The organism is Rothia nasimurium, assembly GCF_928381705.1.
In the GTDB taxonomy this organism is placed as follows: domain Bacteria; phylum Actinomycetota; class Actinomycetes; order Actinomycetales; family Micrococcaceae; genus Rothia; species Rothia nasimurium_G.
This window is the reverse complement of the sequence record NZ_CAKMSR010000002.1, coordinates 1-19,524: the sequence shown is the minus strand read 5'-3', so window position 1 is coordinate 19,524 and position 19,524 is coordinate 1. Positions and strand designations below refer to the sequence as shown.

General features: G+C 59.8%; 16 protein-coding genes. 13 read left to right on the top strand and 3 right to left on the bottom strand.

Going from position 1 to position 19,524, the window contains the following annotated elements:
• Positions 1–76: 76 nt before the first annotated feature.
• The 6 genes from trpC (at position 77) to L6762_RS01765 (ending at position 5,573) form a co-directional block, all read left to right on the top strand.
• Entirely contained in the window at positions 77–904 is an 828-nt protein-coding gene (trpC, locus tag L6762_RS01790; protein WP_237185300.1) for an indole-3-glycerol phosphate synthase TrpC, read from the top strand.
• A gap of 109 nt (positions 905–1,013) precedes the next feature.
• Complete coding sequence (trpB, locus tag L6762_RS01785) at positions 1,014–2,348, top strand: tryptophan synthase subunit beta (protein ID WP_237185299.1); 1,335 nt, start codon at positions 1,014–1,016, stop codon at positions 2,346–2,348.
• Entirely contained in the window at positions 2,348–3,196 is an 849-nt protein-coding gene (gene trpA / locus L6762_RS01780; RefSeq protein WP_237185298.1) for a tryptophan synthase subunit alpha, read from the top strand. The genes trpB and trpA overlap by 1 nt, the downstream gene beginning before the upstream one ends.
• Before the next feature lie 10 nt (positions 3,197–3,206).
• Positions 3,207–4,115: a prolipoprotein diacylglyceryl transferase gene (gene lgt / locus L6762_RS01775; RefSeq protein ID WP_237185297.1), complete on the top strand. Its 909-nt coding sequence runs from the start codon at positions 3,207–3,209 to the stop codon at positions 4,113–4,115.
• 168 nt (positions 4,116–4,283) lie between these two features.
• The gene (locus L6762_RS01770; protein ID WP_237185296.1) at positions 4,284–4,736 is read left to right on the top strand and encodes a hypothetical protein; all 453 of its coding nucleotides are present in this window, start codon (positions 4,284–4,286) and stop codon (positions 4,734–4,736) included.
• Positions 4,737–5,156: 420 nt separating this feature from the next.
• Positions 5,157–5,573, top strand: coding sequence for a hypothetical protein (locus L6762_RS01765; protein WP_237185295.1), 417 nt, complete (start codon positions 5,157–5,159; stop codon positions 5,571–5,573).
• Positions 5,574–5,652: 79 nt separating this feature from the next.
• Here L6762_RS01765 and L6762_RS01760 read toward each other — a convergent pair whose 3' ends face one another.
• Positions 5,653–6,675 carry an aminoglycoside phosphotransferase family protein gene (locus L6762_RS01760; RefSeq protein WP_237185294.1) on the bottom strand — a complete coding sequence of 341 codons (1,023 nt, stop codon included), beginning with the start codon at positions 6,673–6,675 and terminating at the stop codon, positions 5,653–5,655.
• A gap of 183 nt (positions 6,676–6,858) precedes the next feature.
• On the opposite strand from L6762_RS01760, the gene adhP reads away from it, so the two are divergent.
• The 3 genes from adhP (at position 6,859) to L6762_RS01745 (ending at position 14,622) form a co-directional block, all read left to right on the top strand.
• The gene (adhP, locus tag L6762_RS01755) at positions 6,859–7,902 is read left to right on the top strand and encodes an alcohol dehydrogenase AdhP (RefSeq protein ID WP_237185293.1); all 1,044 of its coding nucleotides are present in this window, start codon (positions 6,859–6,861) and stop codon (positions 7,900–7,902) included.
• A gap of 563 nt (positions 7,903–8,465) precedes the next feature.
• Complete coding sequence (gene gltB / locus L6762_RS01750) at positions 8,466–13,166, top strand: glutamate synthase large subunit (protein ID WP_237185292.1); 4,701 nt, start codon at positions 8,466–8,468, stop codon at positions 13,164–13,166.
• On the top strand, positions 13,159–14,622 hold the full coding sequence (locus L6762_RS01745) for a glutamate synthase subunit beta (protein WP_237185291.1): 1,464 nt from the start codon (positions 13,159–13,161) through the stop codon (positions 14,620–14,622). The genes gltB and L6762_RS01745 overlap by 8 nt, the downstream gene beginning before the upstream one ends.
• Before the next feature lie 70 nt (positions 14,623–14,692).
• Here L6762_RS01745 and L6762_RS01740 read toward each other — a convergent pair whose 3' ends face one another.
• Both L6762_RS01740 and L6762_RS01735 read right to left on the bottom strand, forming a co-directional pair.
• Positions 14,693–15,250: a flavodoxin domain-containing protein gene (locus L6762_RS01740; RefSeq protein WP_185173016.1), complete on the bottom strand. Its 558-nt coding sequence runs from the start codon at positions 15,248–15,250 to the stop codon at positions 14,693–14,695.
• 2 nt (positions 15,251–15,252) lie between these two features.
• Positions 15,253–15,843, bottom strand: coding sequence for a flavodoxin domain-containing protein (locus L6762_RS01735; RefSeq protein ID WP_135012079.1), 591 nt, complete (start codon positions 15,841–15,843; stop codon positions 15,253–15,255).
• A 339-nt stretch (positions 15,844–16,182) separates the two neighbouring features.
• Here L6762_RS01735 and pyk point away from each other — a divergent pair, with 339 nt between their 5' ends.
• The 4 genes from pyk to L6762_RS01715 all read left to right on the top strand — a co-directional run bounded on the left by pyk (position 16,183) and on the right by L6762_RS01715 (position 19,442).
• Positions 16,183–17,652 (top strand): pyruvate kinase, encoded by a 1,470-nt coding sequence (gene pyk, locus L6762_RS01730; RefSeq protein WP_237185290.1) that lies wholly within the window; start codon positions 16,183–16,185, stop codon positions 17,650–17,652.
• Between the two features lie 97 nt (positions 17,653–17,749).
• Positions 17,750–18,205, top strand: a complete 456-nt coding sequence (locus L6762_RS01725) for an SRPBCC family protein (RefSeq protein ID WP_237185289.1) — start codon at positions 17,750–17,752, stop codon at positions 18,203–18,205.
• A gap of 427 nt (positions 18,206–18,632) precedes the next feature.
• The gene (locus tag L6762_RS11985; RefSeq protein ID WP_336603580.1) at positions 18,633–18,809 is read left to right on the top strand and encodes an excalibur calcium-binding domain-containing protein; all 177 of its coding nucleotides are present in this window, start codon (positions 18,633–18,635) and stop codon (positions 18,807–18,809) included.
• Positions 18,810–18,977: 168 nt separating this feature from the next.
• Positions 18,978–19,442: a hypothetical protein gene (locus L6762_RS01715; protein ID WP_237185288.1), complete on the top strand. Its 465-nt coding sequence runs from the start codon at positions 18,978–18,980 to the stop codon at positions 19,440–19,442.
• The last annotated feature ends 82 nt before the right edge of the window (positions 19,443–19,524 follow it).

Here is a 19,524-nt window from a genome sequence, read left to right as displayed (position 1 = left end):
TCAGGCACCTGAGCGATACTAGAGGGGCACGACCAACCCAACCTGCGCCGTCCGCGCACCAGCACCAAGGGGCACCATGACCGTACTTGATGACATCATCGTAGGCGTCCGCGAAGATCTTGAAACCCGCCGCGCCGCCCTGCCACTTGAAGAGATCAAGAAGCAGGCAGCTGCTCAGGCTCCCGCGCTTGATGCCCTGGCCGCCCTGCGTGGGGCTGAGCAGGGAAGCGTCGAAATTATTTCCGAGGTCAAACGATCCTCCCCCTCAAAGGGTGCCCTCTCAGACATTCCCGACCCTGCTGAACTGGCCGTCGCCTACCAGGCCGGGGGAGCGGCCGCTATTTCGGTACTGACCGAAGAGCGCCGCTTCAAGGGAACCCTGGCAGACCTGGATGCAGTCCGCGCCGCCGTCAGTATCCCGGTCCTCCGCAAAGACTTCACCGTGGACGAGTACCAGATTTGGGAGGCCCGCGCCCACGGGGCTGACCTGGTGCTCCTCATCGTCGCCGCCCTGGACGACGCCACCTTGCGCCGCTTCCTGGACCTCACGCATGAGCTGGGCATGAACGCCCTGGTCGAAACCCACACTCCCGAAGAAATCGAACGGGCTGTTGCTGTGGGTGCCCGCATCGTGGGCGTTAACGTGCGTAACCTCAAGACTCTCGAGGTCGATAACGCCAACTTCAGCAAGCTAGCCCCCCTGCTGCCTGAGGACGCCATCATCGTGGCTGAGTCCGGCGTTGCCAGCCCCCAGGACGTCGCCGACTACGCCTCGCACGGTGCCAAAGCTGTGCTGGTGGGTGAGGCCCTCGTAAAATCTGGCACCCCCACCGAGACCCTGCGCGACTTCCGCGCTGCCGGTGCCGAGGCCCGGCAAACCTGGCTGGGCTCCCAGCCAGCCTAACCCCACACCTTACTTACCCCGCACCGCGCCTGCTGCGCCCCGACAGAGCCGGGCCCAGGCGTCCGCCCCCATCAGACACTCAACGTTTAGCCCACCGAAGGGAAACCCCATGACTGAAACCCTCGCAGATCAATTCCTGGCCTCGGGCCAGAGCCTCAAAAACGCGCCAGGCCCCTACTTTGGGCAGTACGGCGGGCGCTACATGGCAGAATCCCTGATCGCTGCCATGGACGAGCTCGAAGAAACCTTTGAAAAGGCCAAACTCGACCCCGACTTCATCGACGAATTCCGCCGCCTCTCGGCCGAATACTCCAACCGCCCCTCCCTGCTGACCGAGGTTCCCCGCCTCTCCGCCGAAGCCGGGGGAGTGCGCTTCTTCCTCAAGCGCGAAGACCTCAACCACACCGGATCCCACAAGATTAACAACGTCATCGGCCAGGCCCTGCTGGCCAAGCGCATGGGCAAGACCCGCCTGATTGCCGAAACCGGCGCAGGCCAGCACGGCGTAGCCACCGCCACCGCAGCCGCCCTCTTCGGCATGGAATGTGTGGTCTACATGGGCGAAGAGGACACCGAACGTCAGGCCCTCAACGTCGCCCGCATGCAGCTGCTGGGCGCAACCGTCATCGCCGTGCAGACCGGCTCCCGCACCCTCAAAGACGCCATCAACGAGGCCCTGCGCGACTGGGTATCCAATGTCGACACCACCCACTACCTACTCGGCACCGCAGCAGGCGCCCACCCCTTCCCCGCCATGGTGCGCTACTTCCACGACGCCATCGGCACCGAAGCCCGCGAACAGTTCCTCGAAGCCACCGGCACCCTACCCACCGGCATCGCAGCCTGCGTCGGCGGTGGCTCCAACGCCATCGGCCTCTTCCACGCCTTCCTCGACGACGCCGACGTCAAAATCTACGGCTTCGAAGCAGGCGGCGACGGAATCGACACCGACCGCCACGCTGCCACCATCTCCCTGGGCCGCCCCGGTATGCTCCACGGGGCCATCACCTACCTCATGCAAGATGAGGACGGCCAAACCATCGAGTCCCACTCCATTTCAGCGGGCCTTGACTACCCCGGCGTCGGCCCCGAACACGCCTACCTCTCAGACATCGGCCGCGTCGACTACCAGGCTGTCACCGACACCGAAGCCATGGACGCCCTGCGCCTGCTCTGCCGCACCGAAGGCATCATCCCCGCCCTCGAATCGGCCCACGCCCTGGCAGGTGCCCTGCGCGTTGCCCGTCAGTGGGCGGCAGAAGACCCCGCCACCGCGCACGAAAAGTCCATGATTGTCTGCCTCTCAGGCCGAGGGGATAAGGACATGGAAACCGCGCTCAAGTGGTTCGGCCTGGGCAAGGCCATTCCCTCCACCAGCCTGAACGTGGGCAACAAGGAAGCAGCGGCAGAGACAACCGCACAGAACGAAAGCAAGGGTGCCTAATGAGCCACATCGATTTTCAGGACGAAACCCGCTACTCCGTGCGCAAGGGTAGCTTCCCCGCCCCCAACCCCGACTCCAAACTGGCCGCCCGCCTTGCCGAGTGCAAGGCTGAGGGGCGAGCAGCCCTGATCGGCTACCTGCCGGTAGGCTACCCCAGCGTTGATGAGTCTATCGAGGCTGCGATTGAGATGGGCCGGAACGGGGTTGACATTATCGAGCTGGGTCTGCCCTATTCAGACCCGGTCATGGACGGCCCCGTGATTCAGCGGGCTACCGTTGAGGCCATTGAGAAGGGCTTCCGCACCGACGACCTCTTCCGCGCGGTCCGCGAGATTACCGCCGCCACCGATGCTGTAGTACTGGTGATGACCTACTGGAACCCCGTGCTGCGCCGCGGCGTCGATCGGTTCGCTGGGGAGCTAGCTGCAGCCGGTGGTGCGGGTCTGATTACCCCCGACCTGGTTCCCGATGAGGCCGCTGACTGGTTTGAAGCGTCCGAAAAGCACGGCCTGGACCGCATTTTCCTGGCAGCTATTTCATCTAGCCCTGAGCGTCTAGCCCTGATTTCGAAGGCTTCGAGCGGCTTTGTCTACGCTGTCTCGGTCATGGGCGTGACCGGTGCCCGCTCGTCGGTGAACACCGCCGCAGAGACCCTGGTGTCTGACCTGCGTGCCGCCGGTGCCCCCGCTGCCTGTGTGGGCCTGGGCGTGTCCAAGCGTGAGCACGTTGAAGAAATCGGTGCCTACGCCGATGGCGTGATCGTGGGTACTGCCCTGGTGAAGGCTCTGGCTGAGGGCGGCCCGTCCGCTGTGGGCACCCTGACCCGCCAGCTGGCCGGCCGCGAGTAGGGTAGGGGCTGTGACTTCAACTGTTCTTGCATCTATCCCCTCGCCGTCCATCTCGACCATTGAGCTTGGCCCCCTGACTATCCACTTCTATGCCCTCTGTATTTTGGCGGGCATTGTGGTGTGCATGTGGCTCACCGGCCGCCGCTGGGCCGCCTGGGGCGAGGACCCCGAGAGGGTCTGGGACGTTGCCATGTGGGCCATTCCCTCGGGCATTATCGGTGCCCGCCTCTACCATGTGCTCATTACCGACCCCGGCTCCTACTTCGGTGCAGGCGCTGACCCCCTTGATGTCTTCAAGATTTGGGAAGGCGGCATCGGTATTATGGGCGCGATTTCGGTCGGTGGCCTGGGTGCCTGGTACGCCTGCCGCCGCTACGGCATTTCGCTGGCTAAGTTCGCGGACGCCGCCGCCCCCGGCATCATGATCGCCCAGGCTATGGGCCGCTGGGGCAACTGGTTTAACCAGGAGCTCTTTGGCAAGCCCACCACCCTGCCCTGGGGTCTGGAAATTTCGGCCAACTCGCCCAACTTCCCTGACCAGTACCCGGCGGGCACGCTCTTTCACCCGACTTTCCTCTATGAGTCCTTGTGGAACCTACTGGGTGCGGCCCTGCTGATTGCCCTGGGGCGCCGCGGTATCTTCCAGCTGGGCCAGACCTTCTGGGCCTACGTTGTTTGGTACGGTTTTGGCCGTCTCATGATTGAGACTTTCTTGCGAATCGATACCGCTGAGATGCTGCTGGGGGTTCGTATTCACGTGTGGACATCCGGTGCTATCTTCTTGCTGGGTATCGTCATGTTCGCGCTGATGGGGCTACGAGCGCGTAGGCGCGGCGAGCTCCCAGGTGCCTATAGGCAGGGCGGTGTCGTGCCCAGCGCGGACGAGCCAGCCCCGGCGTCCGTCCGCTCCGGCGACTAGCGCACAAGTGTAGAAACTAATCCGCATTTATTCTGAAAAGTCCGCAACTAGTTGCGGGTACATCAGAATAAGTGCGGATTAATTTTTTGCCCTGGGCCAGCAGTAAATTGATATGCCTGCTTATTAAAAGGTAGGGTAGATGTAGTCAGCTTCACAGAGGAGGTAATCATGAAGTATTCATCTTTCCCAAATCTCACAACGGTTCCGGCGTATCTGCTGTCTTCTACCGTATGGGCGCTGGCAAGTTACGGGCTGCTTGTCTCATTAGGAACAGTATTTTCTTCGCGATTTTTCCAGCCCGGGCTAACGATTTTGTTCGGAGCCTGGGGTGGCGCCGCGCTGGTGTTCTTGGCTCCACATCACCAGGTAAAAGCTGAGCGTGAACAAGCAGATGGTGCAAAGCGCCGTGGATATTTCGACTCCTGGCTGCCGGGTAACCCTGTTGAAGCTGTGGCGGCACTGCTTATATATGGTTGTGCTGTCAATGGTGCTGTATATGTCATTGCGTCAATGGCTGGAGTAGGTTTTACCTGGGTCATGGCGCTCATGGGGCTGGTGGCAGCGCTTCCGGTTGCCGCTGCTGGTTTTAACCGAAACCTGGCTCGCGGTGGTAACTCCTAACCAGGCGCCTGATCCGCATTTATTCTGAAAAGTCCGCAACTAGTTGCGGGTACATCAGAATAAGTGCGGATTACTTTTTGCTCTGGGCCAGTCTGGTGTTGCTCTCGGGCTTACCACCTGCGACGGCTGGCTTAGACCCTACTCTTTTTCTCTTGACCCTACGGATTATCTCGGGACGAAGAGAGAAGGGGTAGGGTCTTGTTGTATCACTTAACAAATTGATATGTTTGCTTATTAAAAGGTAGGGTAGAGGTACGTATTATGTCAGCGCGTCTACGATTGGCGCAGATTTCACCTGGGTCACGGCGCTCATGGGGTTCGTAGCAGCGCTTCCGCTCGCCGCTGCTGGTTTTAACCGAAACCTGGCACAGTGGGAGCGTAACGAATACCAGTAGGTGCGATAAGAGATGGTGTGGAGATATGAAGCGACAACGCTTACAAATGCTTGGGCTAGCGGGAATGATGCTCCTGTCTGGTTGCTCCGCAACTAAACCAAGCATAGATTCAGTGAGCCTGGAACCACCGGCGGATGCTTATGTGTGGACTCCAATTACTGAAGGTTTTGACCGTTCTGAAATAACTCTCTCCCTTGTGCAGGGCAGAGCGTATGTCATTAATGCTCAATGTGGCGGTGAAGAGGGTACCGGCTTTGCTATCGATGTTTTACACGAAGATGGTACGTCTATCGCTAGTTATCAGCTTCAGTGCCCACAGCAAATTAATGAATCTTTAGGTGTGACTAGAGATGAGCAAGTAACTATGGCAGTTTCTTCACTAGATGGAAAAGACCTACCCACACATAACTCGTATGCGAGTATTCTGGGCGAGGGCGAATAGCACCTACACATTAGAATCTGATCCGCACTTATTCTGAAAAGCCCGCAACTAGTTGCGGGTACATCAGAATAAGTGCGGATTACTTTTTGCCCTGGGCCAGTCTGGTCAGCAGGGCGGACGCGCGGTGAGCCCGCATGCCCACCAGCGACGAGTTCGTGGAGTCACTGGGCTTCTGCATCGAAGCGTAGAGATAGTAGCCCGCTAGTGCGATTACATTGGCCTTCAAAAACTCAAGCGGAGGGCGCCCGGACGTCGGAATCAGCTCCCTTACCTTGGTGAGGCTCAGGCTAGGGTCGGCAATCAGGGCGTCCGTCGCTACAGAAGCGACGTCAAAGTGGGGATTGCCCACCGTTGCCCAGGGCCAGTCAATCAAAACTGCTTCACCAGTGGGGCGAATCAGAATATTGTCACCCCGCAGGTCCGTATGTACATAGGAACTTCCTGCCAAGTGGGCAACCAGATGCTCATCGACAAAGGCAGCAAACTCGGCAGCCTTCCGGTTAACAAAGGGCAACAGGTCTGCCAGCTCCTGGTAGGAGTCGGTTCCCCGAATGTAGGCTAGCTGCTCTGGGACTACACCCTGGGCGAGCCTGTGCCAAAAAACGAGTTCTTCGGTTAGGTCCGCTTCGGTGGTCGGCAGCTTGAGCTCCGCATTCACAGGAACCCGGCTCATGCCGCCCAGGGCCCGAAAAACGGCAGCCAGTTCCTCTCTTCGCCAGGGGTATTCTGGGTGCCGCCCCTCGATATCTTCCAGAAGCAGGGCAACCCACGCTGTGCCGTCCGCCCCTGAAAATTCACGGGTGGCGAGGACGGCCGGGGTCGGGGTGTTGCTGGGGAAGGACGCGGTGATGCGGCCCTCCTTGCGGTGCAGGTCAGCTGTTTGTGGGTGAAGGTTGGCGTCAACAGCCTTAAGGAAAGCCCTGCGCCCTGTGCGGGTGACCAGGCGGTCTGCGGTGCCCAGGCTAAACCCACCGCTTTGCGACTCGGCCCCGACTACGGCGTCACCTAGCTCTTCTTCCACCCAGGCCTGCACGGAATGAGGGAGGTCTGCCCAGGTAGCACGCTGGGTAAGGGGCACTGGGGAGGGTATCTGATCACTCATGGCTCTAGCTTAGCTACCTTGCTTTTTGGGGTAAGCAATTATTGCCGAACTAGAGCCCTTAGGGGTAAAAGCGCCGTAACAGAGTAGAAAAAATATCCAACCCCTGGCGCCTGGATACTCCCAGAATCTAGGCTTTAAGTGAGCCACAACACTCAATCTGCTGTATTTCTAAGGAGCTCTCACATGGCCACCATGAAAGCTGTTGTTGTTTCTGACCGTCTTGATGGAACCGTGGATATCAAAGATGTGCCCGTCCCCGAGGTGGGTCACGGTCAGGTACTTGCCAAGATTGAATACTCAGGTATCTGCCATACCGACCTGCACGTAGCAGCCAGCGACTTTGGCGAAAAGCCCGGTCGTATTCTGGGTCATGAGGGTGTAGGCGTCATCACTGAAGTCGGCCCCGGCGTAGAACACCTCAAGGTGGGCGACCGCGTCTGTGTTCCCTGGTTCTTTAAGGGCTGTGGCCACTGCGAATACTGCACGGACGGCCGCGAAACCTTCTGCCGCTCCGTAATCAATGCGGGCTACACAGCAGACGGTGGCATGAGCGAATACACCCTGCTCTACGCTGACTACACCGTCAAGGTTCCCGATGCTCTCGACCCGGTTGAGGCAACCTCCATCACCTGTGCCGGTGTGACCACATATAAGGCCGTGAAGGAATCAGGCGTCCGCCCGGGTCAGTGGATTGTCTGCTTTGGTGCAGGCGGCCTGGGCAACCTCTCTGTGCAGTACGCCAAGAACGTCTTCGGGGCCCAGGTTATTGCCGTCGACCTTAATGAAGACAAGCTGCTGCTGGCTAAGGACAGCGGGGCAGATGTGGTCATCAACGCTAAGAATGTCGAAGACGTCGTGGAAGAAATCAAGAACACCACCGGCGGGGCTGGTGCCCACGTTGCGGTAGTAACTGCGGTAGCTAAGGCTGCCTTTAATCAGGCTGTTGATTCCGTCCGCGCCGGTGGCACCGTGGTTGCTGTTGGCCTACCCACCGAGTCTATGGATCTCAACATCCCCCGCCTGGTGCTCGACGGTATCAAGGTGCAAGGTTCCCTGGTGGGTACCCGCCAGGATCTCGCCGAGGCCTTCGAATTTGGCGCCCAGGGGCGCGTCAAGCCCGTGGTTCAGCTGCGCCCGGTCGAAGATGCCCAGGCAATCTTTGACGAAATGCATGCCGGCTTAATTAACGGACGCATGGTGCTCGACTTTACGGGGGCAACCCGCTAAATCGCCTACCGTTGGGTGGGGTTCTGGGGTTTTCCAGGCCCCACTTTTCTACTCTCTATATGAAATATTTATCTCGCATATCAAGATTCAAAGTTTCAAGTCTGTTTCATTTTGCCACCCCTGCGTAACGTCACCCTTTGAATAATTACGCAAAATATTCATGACCTAATCCGGTTTTGCCTAGGTCATACGGGCTCAATTTCTAGACAAAAAGCGTATCTAGTAGGGGAGCGGCCCCAAGCCCACCTGTGTAACACCCAGCCGCCTGTTGAATCTTTACACGCAGGGGCGTATAAATTTACACATACGTAACGAAGTCTCTAGAGACTGATGGAAGATTGCTCTCGCACCTACCCGAATGCGAGGCGAACCGCAGGCTCAGGCCCCCACCCGGGCGTCCTTGAGTCACCACACGCTCCATCGTCACAGCGAGGCGACCACCGACATCTTGTGCTGCAAGGGAGCGGCTAAACCGCAGGCGTCCTGTGCCATCAGCTCCCGCGCGCCAGCCGTTTAGCCCACTCCACCGGCACCAGAGCCCAACGTAAGTAGGAACGGCCCACATGAGTCACACCACGCTCGGCAGTGCAGTCCACGCCGATAAGACCTTCACCCAGGACCCCCACACCCTCGGGCACGCCCCTTCACCCTTCACCACCTTTGCTTCCATTCCCGAGGCAACCGGTCTCTATAGCCCGGAGAACGAAAAGGACGCCTGCGGTCTGGCCATGATTGCCACCTTGCGCGGCACCCCCGGCCACGACATCGTTGACCACGCCCTAACCGCCCTGCGCCGTCTGGAACACCGCGGTGCGGTCGGCGCGGACGAAGGCACCGGCGACGGCGCCGGTATTCTCCTACAGATTCCCGATGCCTTCCTGCGCGAGGTCGTTGATTTTGACCTGCCCGAACTGGGTAAATACGCCGTAGGTACCGCCTACCTACCCACCGGTGGCGAGAACGCAGATGAACTCAAGGACGGGCTAACCCAGATTGCCCAGCGCGAGGGCCTGCGGGTGCTCGGCTGGCGCGAGGTGCCCGTCAATGCGGATATCGTGGGTAAGGCTGCCCGCGAGGTCATGCCCTACTTCGTGCAAATGTTCATTGCAGAAGCCTCAGGTGAAGACCTGGACGCCGTCAACGCCCCCTTCACCGGCCACATCCCCGTGGTCAACCTAGATGAAGATTCAGAGCGCCGCCAGCTGGACCAGAAGGCCTTCCGCGTGCGCAAGCGGGCCCAGCACAAGCTTGGCGTCTACTTCCCGTCCTTCTCATCGCGTACCATCGTCTACAAGGGCATGCTGACCACCGCCCAGCTGGAACCCTTCTACCCGGATCTCTCCGACCCGCGTTTTGCCACCAAGCTGGCGATCGTCCACTCGCGTTTCTCGACCAACACCTTCCCCTCCTGGCCCCTTGCCCAGCCCTTCCGCACCATCGCCCACAACGGCGAAATCAATACAGTCAAGGGCAACCGCAACTGGATGCGCGCTCGCCAGTCCCAGCTCAAGTCCCCGGTGCTGGGCCGCAACCCCGAAGAGCTCTTCCCGATTTGCTCCGTGGGCGCTTCTGACTCCCAGAGCTTCGACGAGGTCGCTGAACTGCTCATGCTCTCGGGCCGCTCGGCTGCCCAGGTGCTCATGATGATGGTTCCCGAGGCCTGGGAAAACCACGAGACCATGGACGAAGACCGCCGCGCCTTCTACCGCTACCACTCCTCTCTCATGGAGCCCTGGGACGGCCCTGCCGCTATCGCCTTTACGGACGGCGATAACGTGGGTTCTGTGCTGGACCGCAACGGTTTGCGTCCCGGCCGCTACTGGATTACTGATGATGGCTTGGTCATTCTGGCCTCAGAGGTCGGCGTGGTCGATATGCCCGAAGAAAAGATTGTTGAGAAAGGCCGTGTTTCCCCCGGCAAGATGTTCTTCGTCGATACTAAGGCAGGACGCCTGGTGCCCGACGAAGAGGTCAAGGCTAGGGTGGCTGCCGAGCAGCCCTGGAAGCAGTGGGCTGATGAGAACATCGTTGACCTTGCTGACCTGCCCGAGCGTGAGCACATCCGTGCCTCCCGCAAGTCCATCCTCAAGCGCCAGCAGACCTTCGGTTACACCGAGGAAGAGCTGCGCAAGATCTTGGCTCCTATGGCTAAGACCGGGGCTGAACCCATCTACGCCATGGGCACTGACACCCCCATCGCGGTGCTTTCAACCCGCCACCGCCTGCTCTTTGACTACTTTGTGCAGTCCTTCGCACAGGTGACTAACCCGCCCCTGGACTCCATCCGCGAAGAACTGGTCACCAGCCTCAAGACCTCTATCGGTGCGGACGGCAACCTGCTGCGCAACGGCCGGGTGAAGGTGCAGCACGTTGGGCTGAACTTCCCCGTCATCAACAACGATGAACTCGACAAGATCGCACATATCGAGGACGAGGACGGCATGCCCGCCGCCCTTAAGGTCAGCGGCCTGTACCCGGCCCACGGGGGAGAGGATGCCCTGCGGGCCCGTATCGCTGAAATCTGCGAAAAGGTGTCAGCTGCGGTAGAACGCGGTGTGCAGTTCCTGATTCTCTCTGACCGTAACTCTAACGGTGCCTGGGCCCCCATCCCCTCCCTGCTGCTGACCAGCGCCGTCCACCACCATCTGCTGCGTTCAGCAACCCGCACCAAGGTTGCCCTGATCGTTGAAGCCGGTGACGTGCGCGAAGTCCACCACGTTGCTACCCTCATTGGCTACGGCGCCTCAGCTGTCAACCCCTACCTGGCTATGGAATCGGTCGAAGAGCTGGTAGCCCAGGGCGAGATCACCGGAGTGACCGAGTCTGAGGCGGTCTACAACCTCATCAAGGCTCTGGGTAAGGGCCTGCAGAAGATTATGTCCAAGATGGGCATCTCCACCGTCTCCTCCTACTGCGGGGCCCAAACCTTCGAGGCCCTGGGTCTATCCCAGAGATTGGTTGACCAGTACTTCACCGGCACCCACTCCCAGATGGACGGTGTGGGGCTGAACGTCATCGAAGCTGAAACCCGCAAGCGCCACCACGACGCCTACCCCGACGACGGCGTCTCCGTGCCCCACCGCGCCCTGGAAACCGGCGGTGAGTACGACTGGCGCCGCGAGGGCCCGCCCCACCTCTTCAACCCCCAGACCATCTTCCGTCTGCAGCACTCGACCAAGACCCGTCGCTACGACATCTTCAAGTCCTACACCAAGCTGGTTGACGACCAGGCCAAGGACCTGATGACCCTGCGCGGCCTCTTCACCTTCACCGAAGACCGCACCCCCATCTCCATCGACGAGGTTGAGCCCGTCAGCGAAATCGTCAAGCGTTTCTCCACCGGTGCTATGAGCTACGGCTCCATCTCCAAGGAAGCCCACGAGACCCTGGCAATCGCTATGAACCGCCTGGGCGCTAAGTCCAACACCGGTGAGGGCGGCGAGGACGTCGAGCGTCTGCTCGACCCCGAACGTCGCTCCGCCATCAAGCAGGTAGCCTCCGGCCGCTTCGGCGTCACCTCCCTCTACCTGACCAACGCCGACGACATCCAGATCAAGATGGCCCAGGGCGCTAAGCCCGGTGAGGGTGGCCAGCTCATGGCTGCCAAGGTCTACCCCTGGGTGGCCAAGACCCGTCACTCCACCCCCGGCGTCTCCCTGATTTCGCCCCCGCCCCACCACGATATCTACTCCATCGAGGACCTCGCCCAGCTCATCTACGACTGCAAGCGGGCTAACCCGTCCGCCCGCGTCCACGTCAAGCTGGTGTCTGAAATCGGTATCGGCACCGTGGCCGCAGGCGTCACCAAGGCTAAGGCGGACGTCGTGCTCATCTCGGGCCACGACGGCGGCACCGGCGCAGCCCCGCTCAACTCCCTCAAGCACGCAGGTGCCCCCTGGGAGCTCGGCCTGGCTGAAGCCCAGCAGACCCTCATGATCAACGGCCTGCGCGACCGCGTAGTTGTACAGGCGGACGGCCAGCTCAAGACCGGCCGCGACGTCATCATCGCCGCCCTGCTGGGCGCCGAAGAATACGGCTTCGCCACCGCGCCCCTGGTCGTCGAAGGCTGCATCATGATGCGCAAGTGCCACCTGGACACCTGCCCCGTGGGCGTCGCCACCCAGAACCCCGACCTGCGCGCCCGCTTCACCGGCCAGGCAGACCACGTGGTCAACTTCTTCGAGTTCATCGCTGAAGAGGTGCGCGAATACCTGGCTCAGCTGGGCTTCCGTACCCTGGACGAAGCTATCGGCCACGCCGAGGTGCTCGACATGTCCCAGGCCATCGACCACTGGAAGGCCGACGGTCTTGACCTGACCAAGGTGCTCACCTCCACCGCCGTGGAATACGAGGGTCAGGGCATCCGCCACCTCAAGGACCAGGACCACGAACTCGACCAGCATATCGACAACACCTTCATCGCTGCCGCCCAGGCAACTCTGAGCGACCGCACCCCGGTTACTATCGACTCACCGGTGGTCAACACTGACCGATCCGTGGGCACCATGCTGGGCCACACCGTCACCAAGACCTTCGGTATTGAGGTGCTGGACCACGACTCCATCACCCTCAACCTCACCGGCCACGCTGGCCAGTCACTGGGCGCCTTCCTGCCGCAGGGCATCACCATCCGCCTGACCGGTGACTCCAACGACTACGTGGGCAAGGGCCTCTCCGGCGGCCGCATCATCGTGGCTCCGGACGCGGCAGCCCCCCTGGTTGCCGAAGAGAACGTGGTTGCCGGTAACGTCATTGGCTACGGCGCCACCAGCGGCGAAATGTTCATCCGCGGTATCGTCGGTGAACGCTTCTTGGTCCGTAACTCAGGGGCAACCGCCGTTGTTGAAGGTATTGGCGACCACGGCTGTGAGTACATGACCGGTGGTAAGGCCCTGATTCTGGGCTCAACCGGTCGCAACTTCGGTGCGGGCATGAGCGGTGGTACCGCCTACGTGCTCGACCTCGATATGGCCAAGGTCAATAAGCAGTCCCGCGAATCCGGTGAACTCGGCTTCCTGGAACTCTCTGAGGACGACCGCGCAGAGGTCGCCCAGCTGCTGACCCGCCACCACACCGAGACCGGCTCGACCCTGGCGTCCGCCCTGCTCGAAGACCTGGAGGGTACCTACGCCCGCATCACCAAGGTACTGCCGCGCGACTTTGCCGCCGTACAAGCTATCCGCGCCGAGGCCGAAGCCGCCGGCGAAGACACCGAATCCATGCAGGTTTGGAACAAGATTTTGGAGGTGACCGCTCGTGGCTGATCCCCGCGGTTTTCTGAAAGTAACCACCCGTCAAGACCGGCCTAAGCGCCCCGTGCCCGTGCGAATCCTGGACTGGAAGGAAGTTCAGGTCGCCCAGAACTCGGCTGTGCTCAAGACCCAAGCCTCCCGCTGTATGGACTGCGGTGTTCCCTTCTGCCACGTCGGCTGCCCCCTGGGCAACCTGATTCCTGAATGGAACGACCTGACCTGGCGGGAACAAACCGAAAAGGCTGTTGAGCGCCTGCACGCAACCAACAACTTCCCCGAGTTCACCGGACGCGTCTGCCCGGCTCCCTGCGAAACCTCCTGTGTACTGGGTATCAACCAGCCTGCGGTGACCATCAAGCAGATTGAATACACCATTGCTGAGCAGGCCTTCGAGGGCGGATACATCGAGCCCATTATGCCCGACCGTATGCTCGATAAGACCGTGGCAGTGGTCGGTTCAGGCCCCGCCGGTCTGGCAGCTGCCCAGCAGCTGACCCAGGCAGGCTTCACCGTTGCCGTCTTCGAACGTGACGATAAGGTGGGCGGCCTGCTGCGCTACGGTATTCCCGATTTCAAGCTAGAAAAAGATATCGTTGACCGCCGTATCGAGGTCATGAAGGCCGAAGGCACCCGCTTCCGCACCGGCGTTGAAATCGGCAAAGACATCACCTGGGATAACCTCAAGCGCCGCTACGACGCCGTCATCGTGGCCACCGGGGCCACCGCACCGCGAGCCCTGCCCATCCCTGGTGCCGACCTGGAGGGCGTCCACTACGCTATGCCCTACCTCACCGAAGCTAACCGGGTGGTAGCTGGTGACCTAGAAGCCTCGACCATCAATGCCGCAGGTAAGCACGTCATCGTGCTGGGCGGTGGCGACACCGGCTCCGACTGCATCGGCACCGCCGTGCGTCAGGGAGCAGCTTCCATCACCACCCTGGCGATCGGCAAGAAGCCGGGTGCCGAGCGTCCGGAGAACGAACCCTGGCCCATGTTCCCCAAGGTCTTTGAAGTCTCTTCCTCCCACGAAGAGGGCGGCGAACGCAAGTACCTGGCCTCCACCGTCGAATTCGTGGGGGAGAACGGTAAACTCACCGGCCTCAAGGTCGCTGAAACCGAATACCTGCCCGACGGGCGCCGCGTGCCTAAGGCTGGCACAGAACACGTCATTCCTGCCGACCTGGTCTTCCTAGCCTTGGGGTTCACCGGCCAGGACAACGACTCCATCACCACCCAGGTGGGTGCAGAACTCGACCGCCGCACCAACGTTGCCCGCGACGAGAACTACATGACTAACGTCCCCGGCGTCTTCTCCTGCGGAGATGCCGGACGCGGGCAGTCCCTGGTCGTGTGGGCTATCGCCGAAGGACGCGCCTGCGCAGCAGCCGTCGAAAAGCACCTGACTGGCTCAACTCTGCTCCCTGCCCCCGTAGCCCCCAGCGACCGGGCGATTGATTTGGCGCTCTAGTAAAGAAACCGGCCCCGCCTCAGAATCTCTGGGGCGGGGCCGGTTTTCTGTGGGTGTCTTAGAACTTCCCTTAGGCGAGAGCGGCTACTGCCTCGACCAGCGGTTCAACCTGCTCTTGACTGGAATAGTCAACGGTTTTGCGGGTGAAACTGTCGAGCATTTGCTGGTTAGCTTCAGTTTTCTTGGGCAGGGCGGCGATGGCTGAGCGGATGCCCACCATCACTGTCTTGTGCTTGAAAGAAAGCCGGGTGTGGTCGAGGCCGCCGCGCAGGTGAAAGGTGCCGAGGGCGTCCTGAACCAGGGTCTCACCCAGGTTCTTGGCCAGCAGGGCATCGAGCTTCTGCTGGCTTGCCCCCGCCAAGCCACTGAACGAGACGGTGAAGAGGGCAAAGGGCTTGACCCTCAGCTCCTGCTCGTACTTTTTGAGCTCCTGGGCGCCGGTGAGGAACCCGCCGTAGTCGCTTAGACCCGCCACCAGGACGTCCGCGTCGGCTACGGCGCGTTCGGTTAGCTGGTCTAGGGGGAGTAGCTGGGTGGTAAAGCGCCCCTCTAGCTGCTGGCTGATCCAGCGGGCGTACTGCTCGGTGTAGCCGTACTGGCTACCGTAGGCAATTAGTAGTGTTTTCATTGCTAGGAGGCGGCGATGTCGGTCAGGTAGGTTTCAACCTCGGCGACCAGGGGCTTGGTCCATTCTCGGTTGGTGTGGTCGGCGCCGCCGTTTTCGAAGGCTTCGATGAGCTGCTTGTCGTACTCGTTCTGCTTGGGCTTGAGCTTGTAGGCGGTCTTGACGCCGGTGAGGGCGGTCTTGTGCAGCTTGGACATTTCGTCCATCTTGAGGCCCCCGCGGAAGTGGAAGGCGGGGCGGTCGCCGGCAACGTCCGCCTTGTAGCTCTTCATGACGCGCTCATCGAGGTAGGAGCGGGGGTAGACTTCGGTGCCGTTGAAGGAGACGGTGTAGAAGACACGGTTGGGCACGGTGAGCATGGCTTCGCGGCGCTTGCGCAGGGTGGGGGCGCCGGTGAGGAAGCCGCCCAGGTAGCTGGCGCCGACGATGAGTACGTCGGCCGCTTCGATCATTTCGTCGGTGGCTTCGGCGACGGGGGAGAGGGTCACCTGCGGTGCGGACGCGTGGGCGCGCAGGTCTTCTGCGATCCAGTGGGCGTAGCGTTCGGTGTGGCCGTAGGTGGAGCCGAAGAGGATAAGGACGTTCGGGGTAGGCATGGGCACTCTTTCATCGGTTTGCGGGTGGGTGGCTAGCTTTGTGTTCTGCATTCAGGATACGCGCCCGGGGCGTGTGCTCTCAAAGCTGACAAGCTAGATAACGGATTTTGTTTGTTTGTGACTGTTTATGTGTGTTTTGGTGGGGTTTATGTCGAATATTTACACAGAAAGTGCCCGATGCCTCCACCAAAACCTCACGAAACAACGTATAATGAGGTGTGGACATGTTGGTTTCATGCTGACTATCTGTGAATATGTTGGTTGTTGGCGGTGGTCAATCCGCTACCGACAGAAACCACACCAAAGGTTCTCAGACCCCTACAAACCTAAGGTTGATTGATGAGACGCGCAAAGATTGTTTGTACTATTGGCCCCGCAATTTCTGCACCCGAGAAAATTGCAGCGGCTATCGAAGCGGGCATGAATGTCGCCCGCCTGAACATGAGCCACGGTGACCACGAGGTTCACACTAACTCATACGCAACCATCCGCGAGCAGGCCGAAAAGCTTGGTCACAACGTCGCGATTCTCGCCGACCTTCAGGGCCCCAAGATTCGCCTCGAAACTTTCAAGAACGGCGCTGAGGTTCTCGAACCCGGTGATACCTTCAAGATCACCATCGAAGATGTTGAAGGCACCAAGGAAATCTGCGGCACCACCTTCAAGGGTCTGCCCGGTGACGTCAAGCCCGGCGATACCCTGCTGATTGATGACGGCAAGATCCGCCTCGAAGCTATCGAGGTTGACGAGACCACCGTGACCACCCGCGTCATCGTCGGCGGTCCCATCTCCAACAACAAGGGCATCAATCTGCCCGGCGTTGCTGTTTCCATCCCCGCCCTCACCGAGAAGGACGAGCGTGACCTGCGCTTCGCCCTGAACCTGGGCGTGGACATCATCGCTCTCTCCTTCGTCCGTTCCGGCGACGACATCCAGCGTGTTCACGAAATCATGGAAGAAGAAGGCCGTAAGATCGCCGTCATTGCCAAGATTGAAAAGCCCCAGGCAGTTGAAAACCTGCAGGATATCGTCGACAGGTTTGACGGCATCATGGTTGCCCGTGGCGACCTGGGTGTGGAGTTCCCCCTCGAAGAGGTTCCCCTGGTGCAGAAGCGCGCCATTGAACTGGCCCGCCGCTGGGCAAAGCCCGTTATCGTGGCAACCCAGGTGCTGGAAACCATGATTCAGAACCCCACTCCTACCCGTGCAGAGGCCTCCGACTGCGCTAACGCTATCCTCGATGGCGCGGACGCCGTCATGCTCTCCGGTGAAACCTCAGTGGGTAAGTACCCCATCATCACCATCCAGACCATGGCTCGCATCATCAAGTCCACCGAAGAGCGCGGCCTCTTCCGTGTTCCCGAACTGGGCACCTCACCCCGCACCCGTGGCGGCGCTATCACCCGCGCAGCTGTGAACATTGCTGACCAGCTGGATGTTAAGTACATCGCTACTTTCACCCAGTCCGGTGACACCGCCCGCCGTCTGGCCCGCCTGCGTCCGGCCAAGCCCGTGCTGGCTCTGACCCCTGAGCCCTCCGTCCGCGCCTTCCTGTCCCTGCTGTGGGGTGTTGAAGCTGCTGTTTCACCCACCGCTAAGGACACCGACGAGATGACCGCCGTGGTTGACCGTTACATGCTGGCCAACGGCCTGGCTGAAGCCAACGACATGATTGTCATGGCAGCAGGTTCACCTCCCGGCGTTGCTGGCTCCACCAACACCGTCAAGGTCCACCGTGTTGGTGACCTTGATGACGCCGGCGCTGTGCTGCCTGAAGCTCGCGAAACCGTCGGTCCCTTCACTGACTAAGTGACTAAAGGATAAACGGCTCCGTGAAGCCACGCTGAGGGCCCCGCCACTTCAAGACCTGAAGTGGCGGGGCCTTTGTCTCTGTAGACTGGTTGATATGACAAATACTTTTCTTACTCGCTCCACCGTTATCGACGCGCCCCTTGAGCGCGTCCGCTCCCTGCTTGAGGACCTGCACGCCTGGGAAAACTGGTCGCCCTGGCAGGAGCAAGACCCCGCCATGCAGCAGACCTACTCGGGTGCCGAGAGGGGTGTCGGCGCAAAGATGGCCTGGGCTGGTAACAAGAAGGCCGGTGAGGGTCGCATGACTGTAGTGACGGCGGAGGACAACCTGGTTGAGGTTGATATTGAATTCATCAAGCCCTGGGCCGCTCAGAACCGTAGCCACTTCAAGCTGCAGCCTACCGAGGGCGCTACCGCAGTTGCCTGGTCGATGAGCGGTGAGCAGAACCTGATGATGAAAGCAATGTTCAAGGTCTTTAATATGCAAAAGCGCATCGGTGCTGATTTTGAGTGCGGATTAGCCCGTCTCAAGGCGGCGGCAGAGGGTTAGGACGCCTGCTGGCACCGCTTGCCTGTGGGGAAGTCCTTCGTCATATAGGGGTCATAGTTGCCTATTATGGTTAATGAATGAACTTTAACCTGCCTGACAGGCGTAGACTGGTTCTTGGTGATTCAGGACCGGAGATTTGGTTTTGAATCGAACCGCCGTAGGAACCACAAGATCAAAGCCTGGCTTCGGTCTTGTATCCTCACCAGCCCGCCCGCCCCTCTGGGGTGGGCGGGTTTTTTGTAAAGATTATTTCGCTTGATGAGCAGCGCGAGCTGGCCTAAAAATGAAATGGGGTTCAAAAAGGGGTTTACACTATTTTTGAGAGGGCAAAGAAAAGCCCCCGACCTGGAATGTTTCACCAGGTCGGGGGCGTGCTATGTGCCCAAGGTGGGACTAGAAGAGGAAGACGCTATGCAGCGAGTGCTCTCTGAGTGGTGCCGCCGTCTACATAGCGTCCGTTGAAGAGTCAACCCCAGCTCCAGCAGATATCTACTACACTATCTGCTCTGCAGCTAAAGACGCTGGAGCGGTACCCGTCTATGTAGGGCAATCCGGATACGGAACCCATTTAGACCGAGATGGCGACGGCGTCGGCTACGAGTAGAAATAGTAAAGCCCGCTTCTAACTATAGAGGTGGGCTCTTTTTGCACGTAATCGGCCACATGTGAGCGCGGTTAATCGTATCTTTTAACCATGACCGCACAGTCCTACACAGCAGACCAGATACTCGCCGCTTTTAGTAAAGGCCTCAAAAGCACCCGTATGAAAGCTATGGCACAAGAGATTGCAGGCTTAGCTAACGAGAATGCTGCCCTCAAACAGCAACTGGCGAGGCTAGGAGATCAGCCCACCATTGATGAAATCGAGCTCGCCAATGAAGAAGCGGCACGCATCTTTGCGGAAGCTCGCGCTCAAACCTTCGTGGAAGTCGCCCGTGCATGGAACGAAGGGCATGAGAAGTGGAAACACGCACACAGCCAAGGGGAGTTTATCCCTTCGCCTTTACGTACGGCTTCTGTAGAAATTGCAGAAATCTTGGGAGAAATCGGAGATTTCAGCGCACCATCTTTGGTATTTATGCCTTACGAGCAGGCGCAGGCGACACTATCAGGAAATAAGGAAGAAGGGATTGAGGGCTATCTGAATGAGCTGGGACGCCCTGAGAATGGTGAAAGCATCACACAACATACAGAGGCTTATTCAAAAGTAGACACGCACCCCACACCCACCAACTAGACAACGGCCCCACCCGCAGCAAAAATATGAGCGTTAAATCTCTACAAATAACCTCAAGCCATACCGGACAAGACCGTTGCTA

Coding starts and splice junctions, on each gene's coding strand:
- trpC (WP_237185300.1), top strand. CDS start 77: ATGACCGTACTTGATGACATCATCGTAGGCGTCCGCGAAGATCTTGAA.
- trpB (WP_237185299.1), top strand. CDS start 1,014: ATGACTGAAACCCTCGCAGATCAATTCCTGGCCTCGGGCCAGAGCCTC.
- trpA (WP_237185298.1), top strand. CDS start 2,348: ATGAGCCACATCGATTTTCAGGACGAAACCCGCTACTCCGTGCGCAAG.
- L6762_RS01770 (WP_237185296.1), top strand. CDS start 4,284: ATGAAGTATTCATCTTTCCCAAATCTCACAACGGTTCCGGCGTATCTG.
- L6762_RS01765 (WP_237185295.1), top strand. CDS start 5,157: ATGAAGCGACAACGCTTACAAATGCTTGGGCTAGCGGGAATGATGCTC.
- L6762_RS01760 (WP_237185294.1), bottom strand. CDS start 6,675: ATGAGTGATCAGATACCCTCCCCAGTGCCCCTTACCCAGCGTGCTACC.
- adhP (WP_237185293.1), top strand. CDS start 6,859: ATGGCCACCATGAAAGCTGTTGTTGTTTCTGACCGTCTTGATGGAACC.
- gltB (WP_237185292.1), top strand. CDS start 8,466: ATGAGTCACACCACGCTCGGCAGTGCAGTCCACGCCGATAAGACCTTC.
- L6762_RS01740 (WP_185173016.1), bottom strand. CDS start 15,250: ATGAAAACACTACTAATTGCCTACGGTAGCCAGTACGGCTACACCGAG.
- L6762_RS01735 (WP_135012079.1), bottom strand. CDS start 15,843: ATGCCTACCCCGAACGTCCTTATCCTCTTCGGCTCCACCTACGGCCAC.
- pyk (WP_237185290.1), top strand. CDS start 16,183: ATGAGACGCGCAAAGATTGTTTGTACTATTGGCCCCGCAATTTCTGCA.
- L6762_RS01725 (WP_237185289.1), top strand. CDS start 17,750: ATGACAAATACTTTTCTTACTCGCTCCACCGTTATCGACGCGCCCCTT.
- L6762_RS01715 (WP_237185288.1), top strand. CDS start 18,978: ATGGCACAAGAGATTGCAGGCTTAGCTAACGAGAATGCTGCCCTCAAA.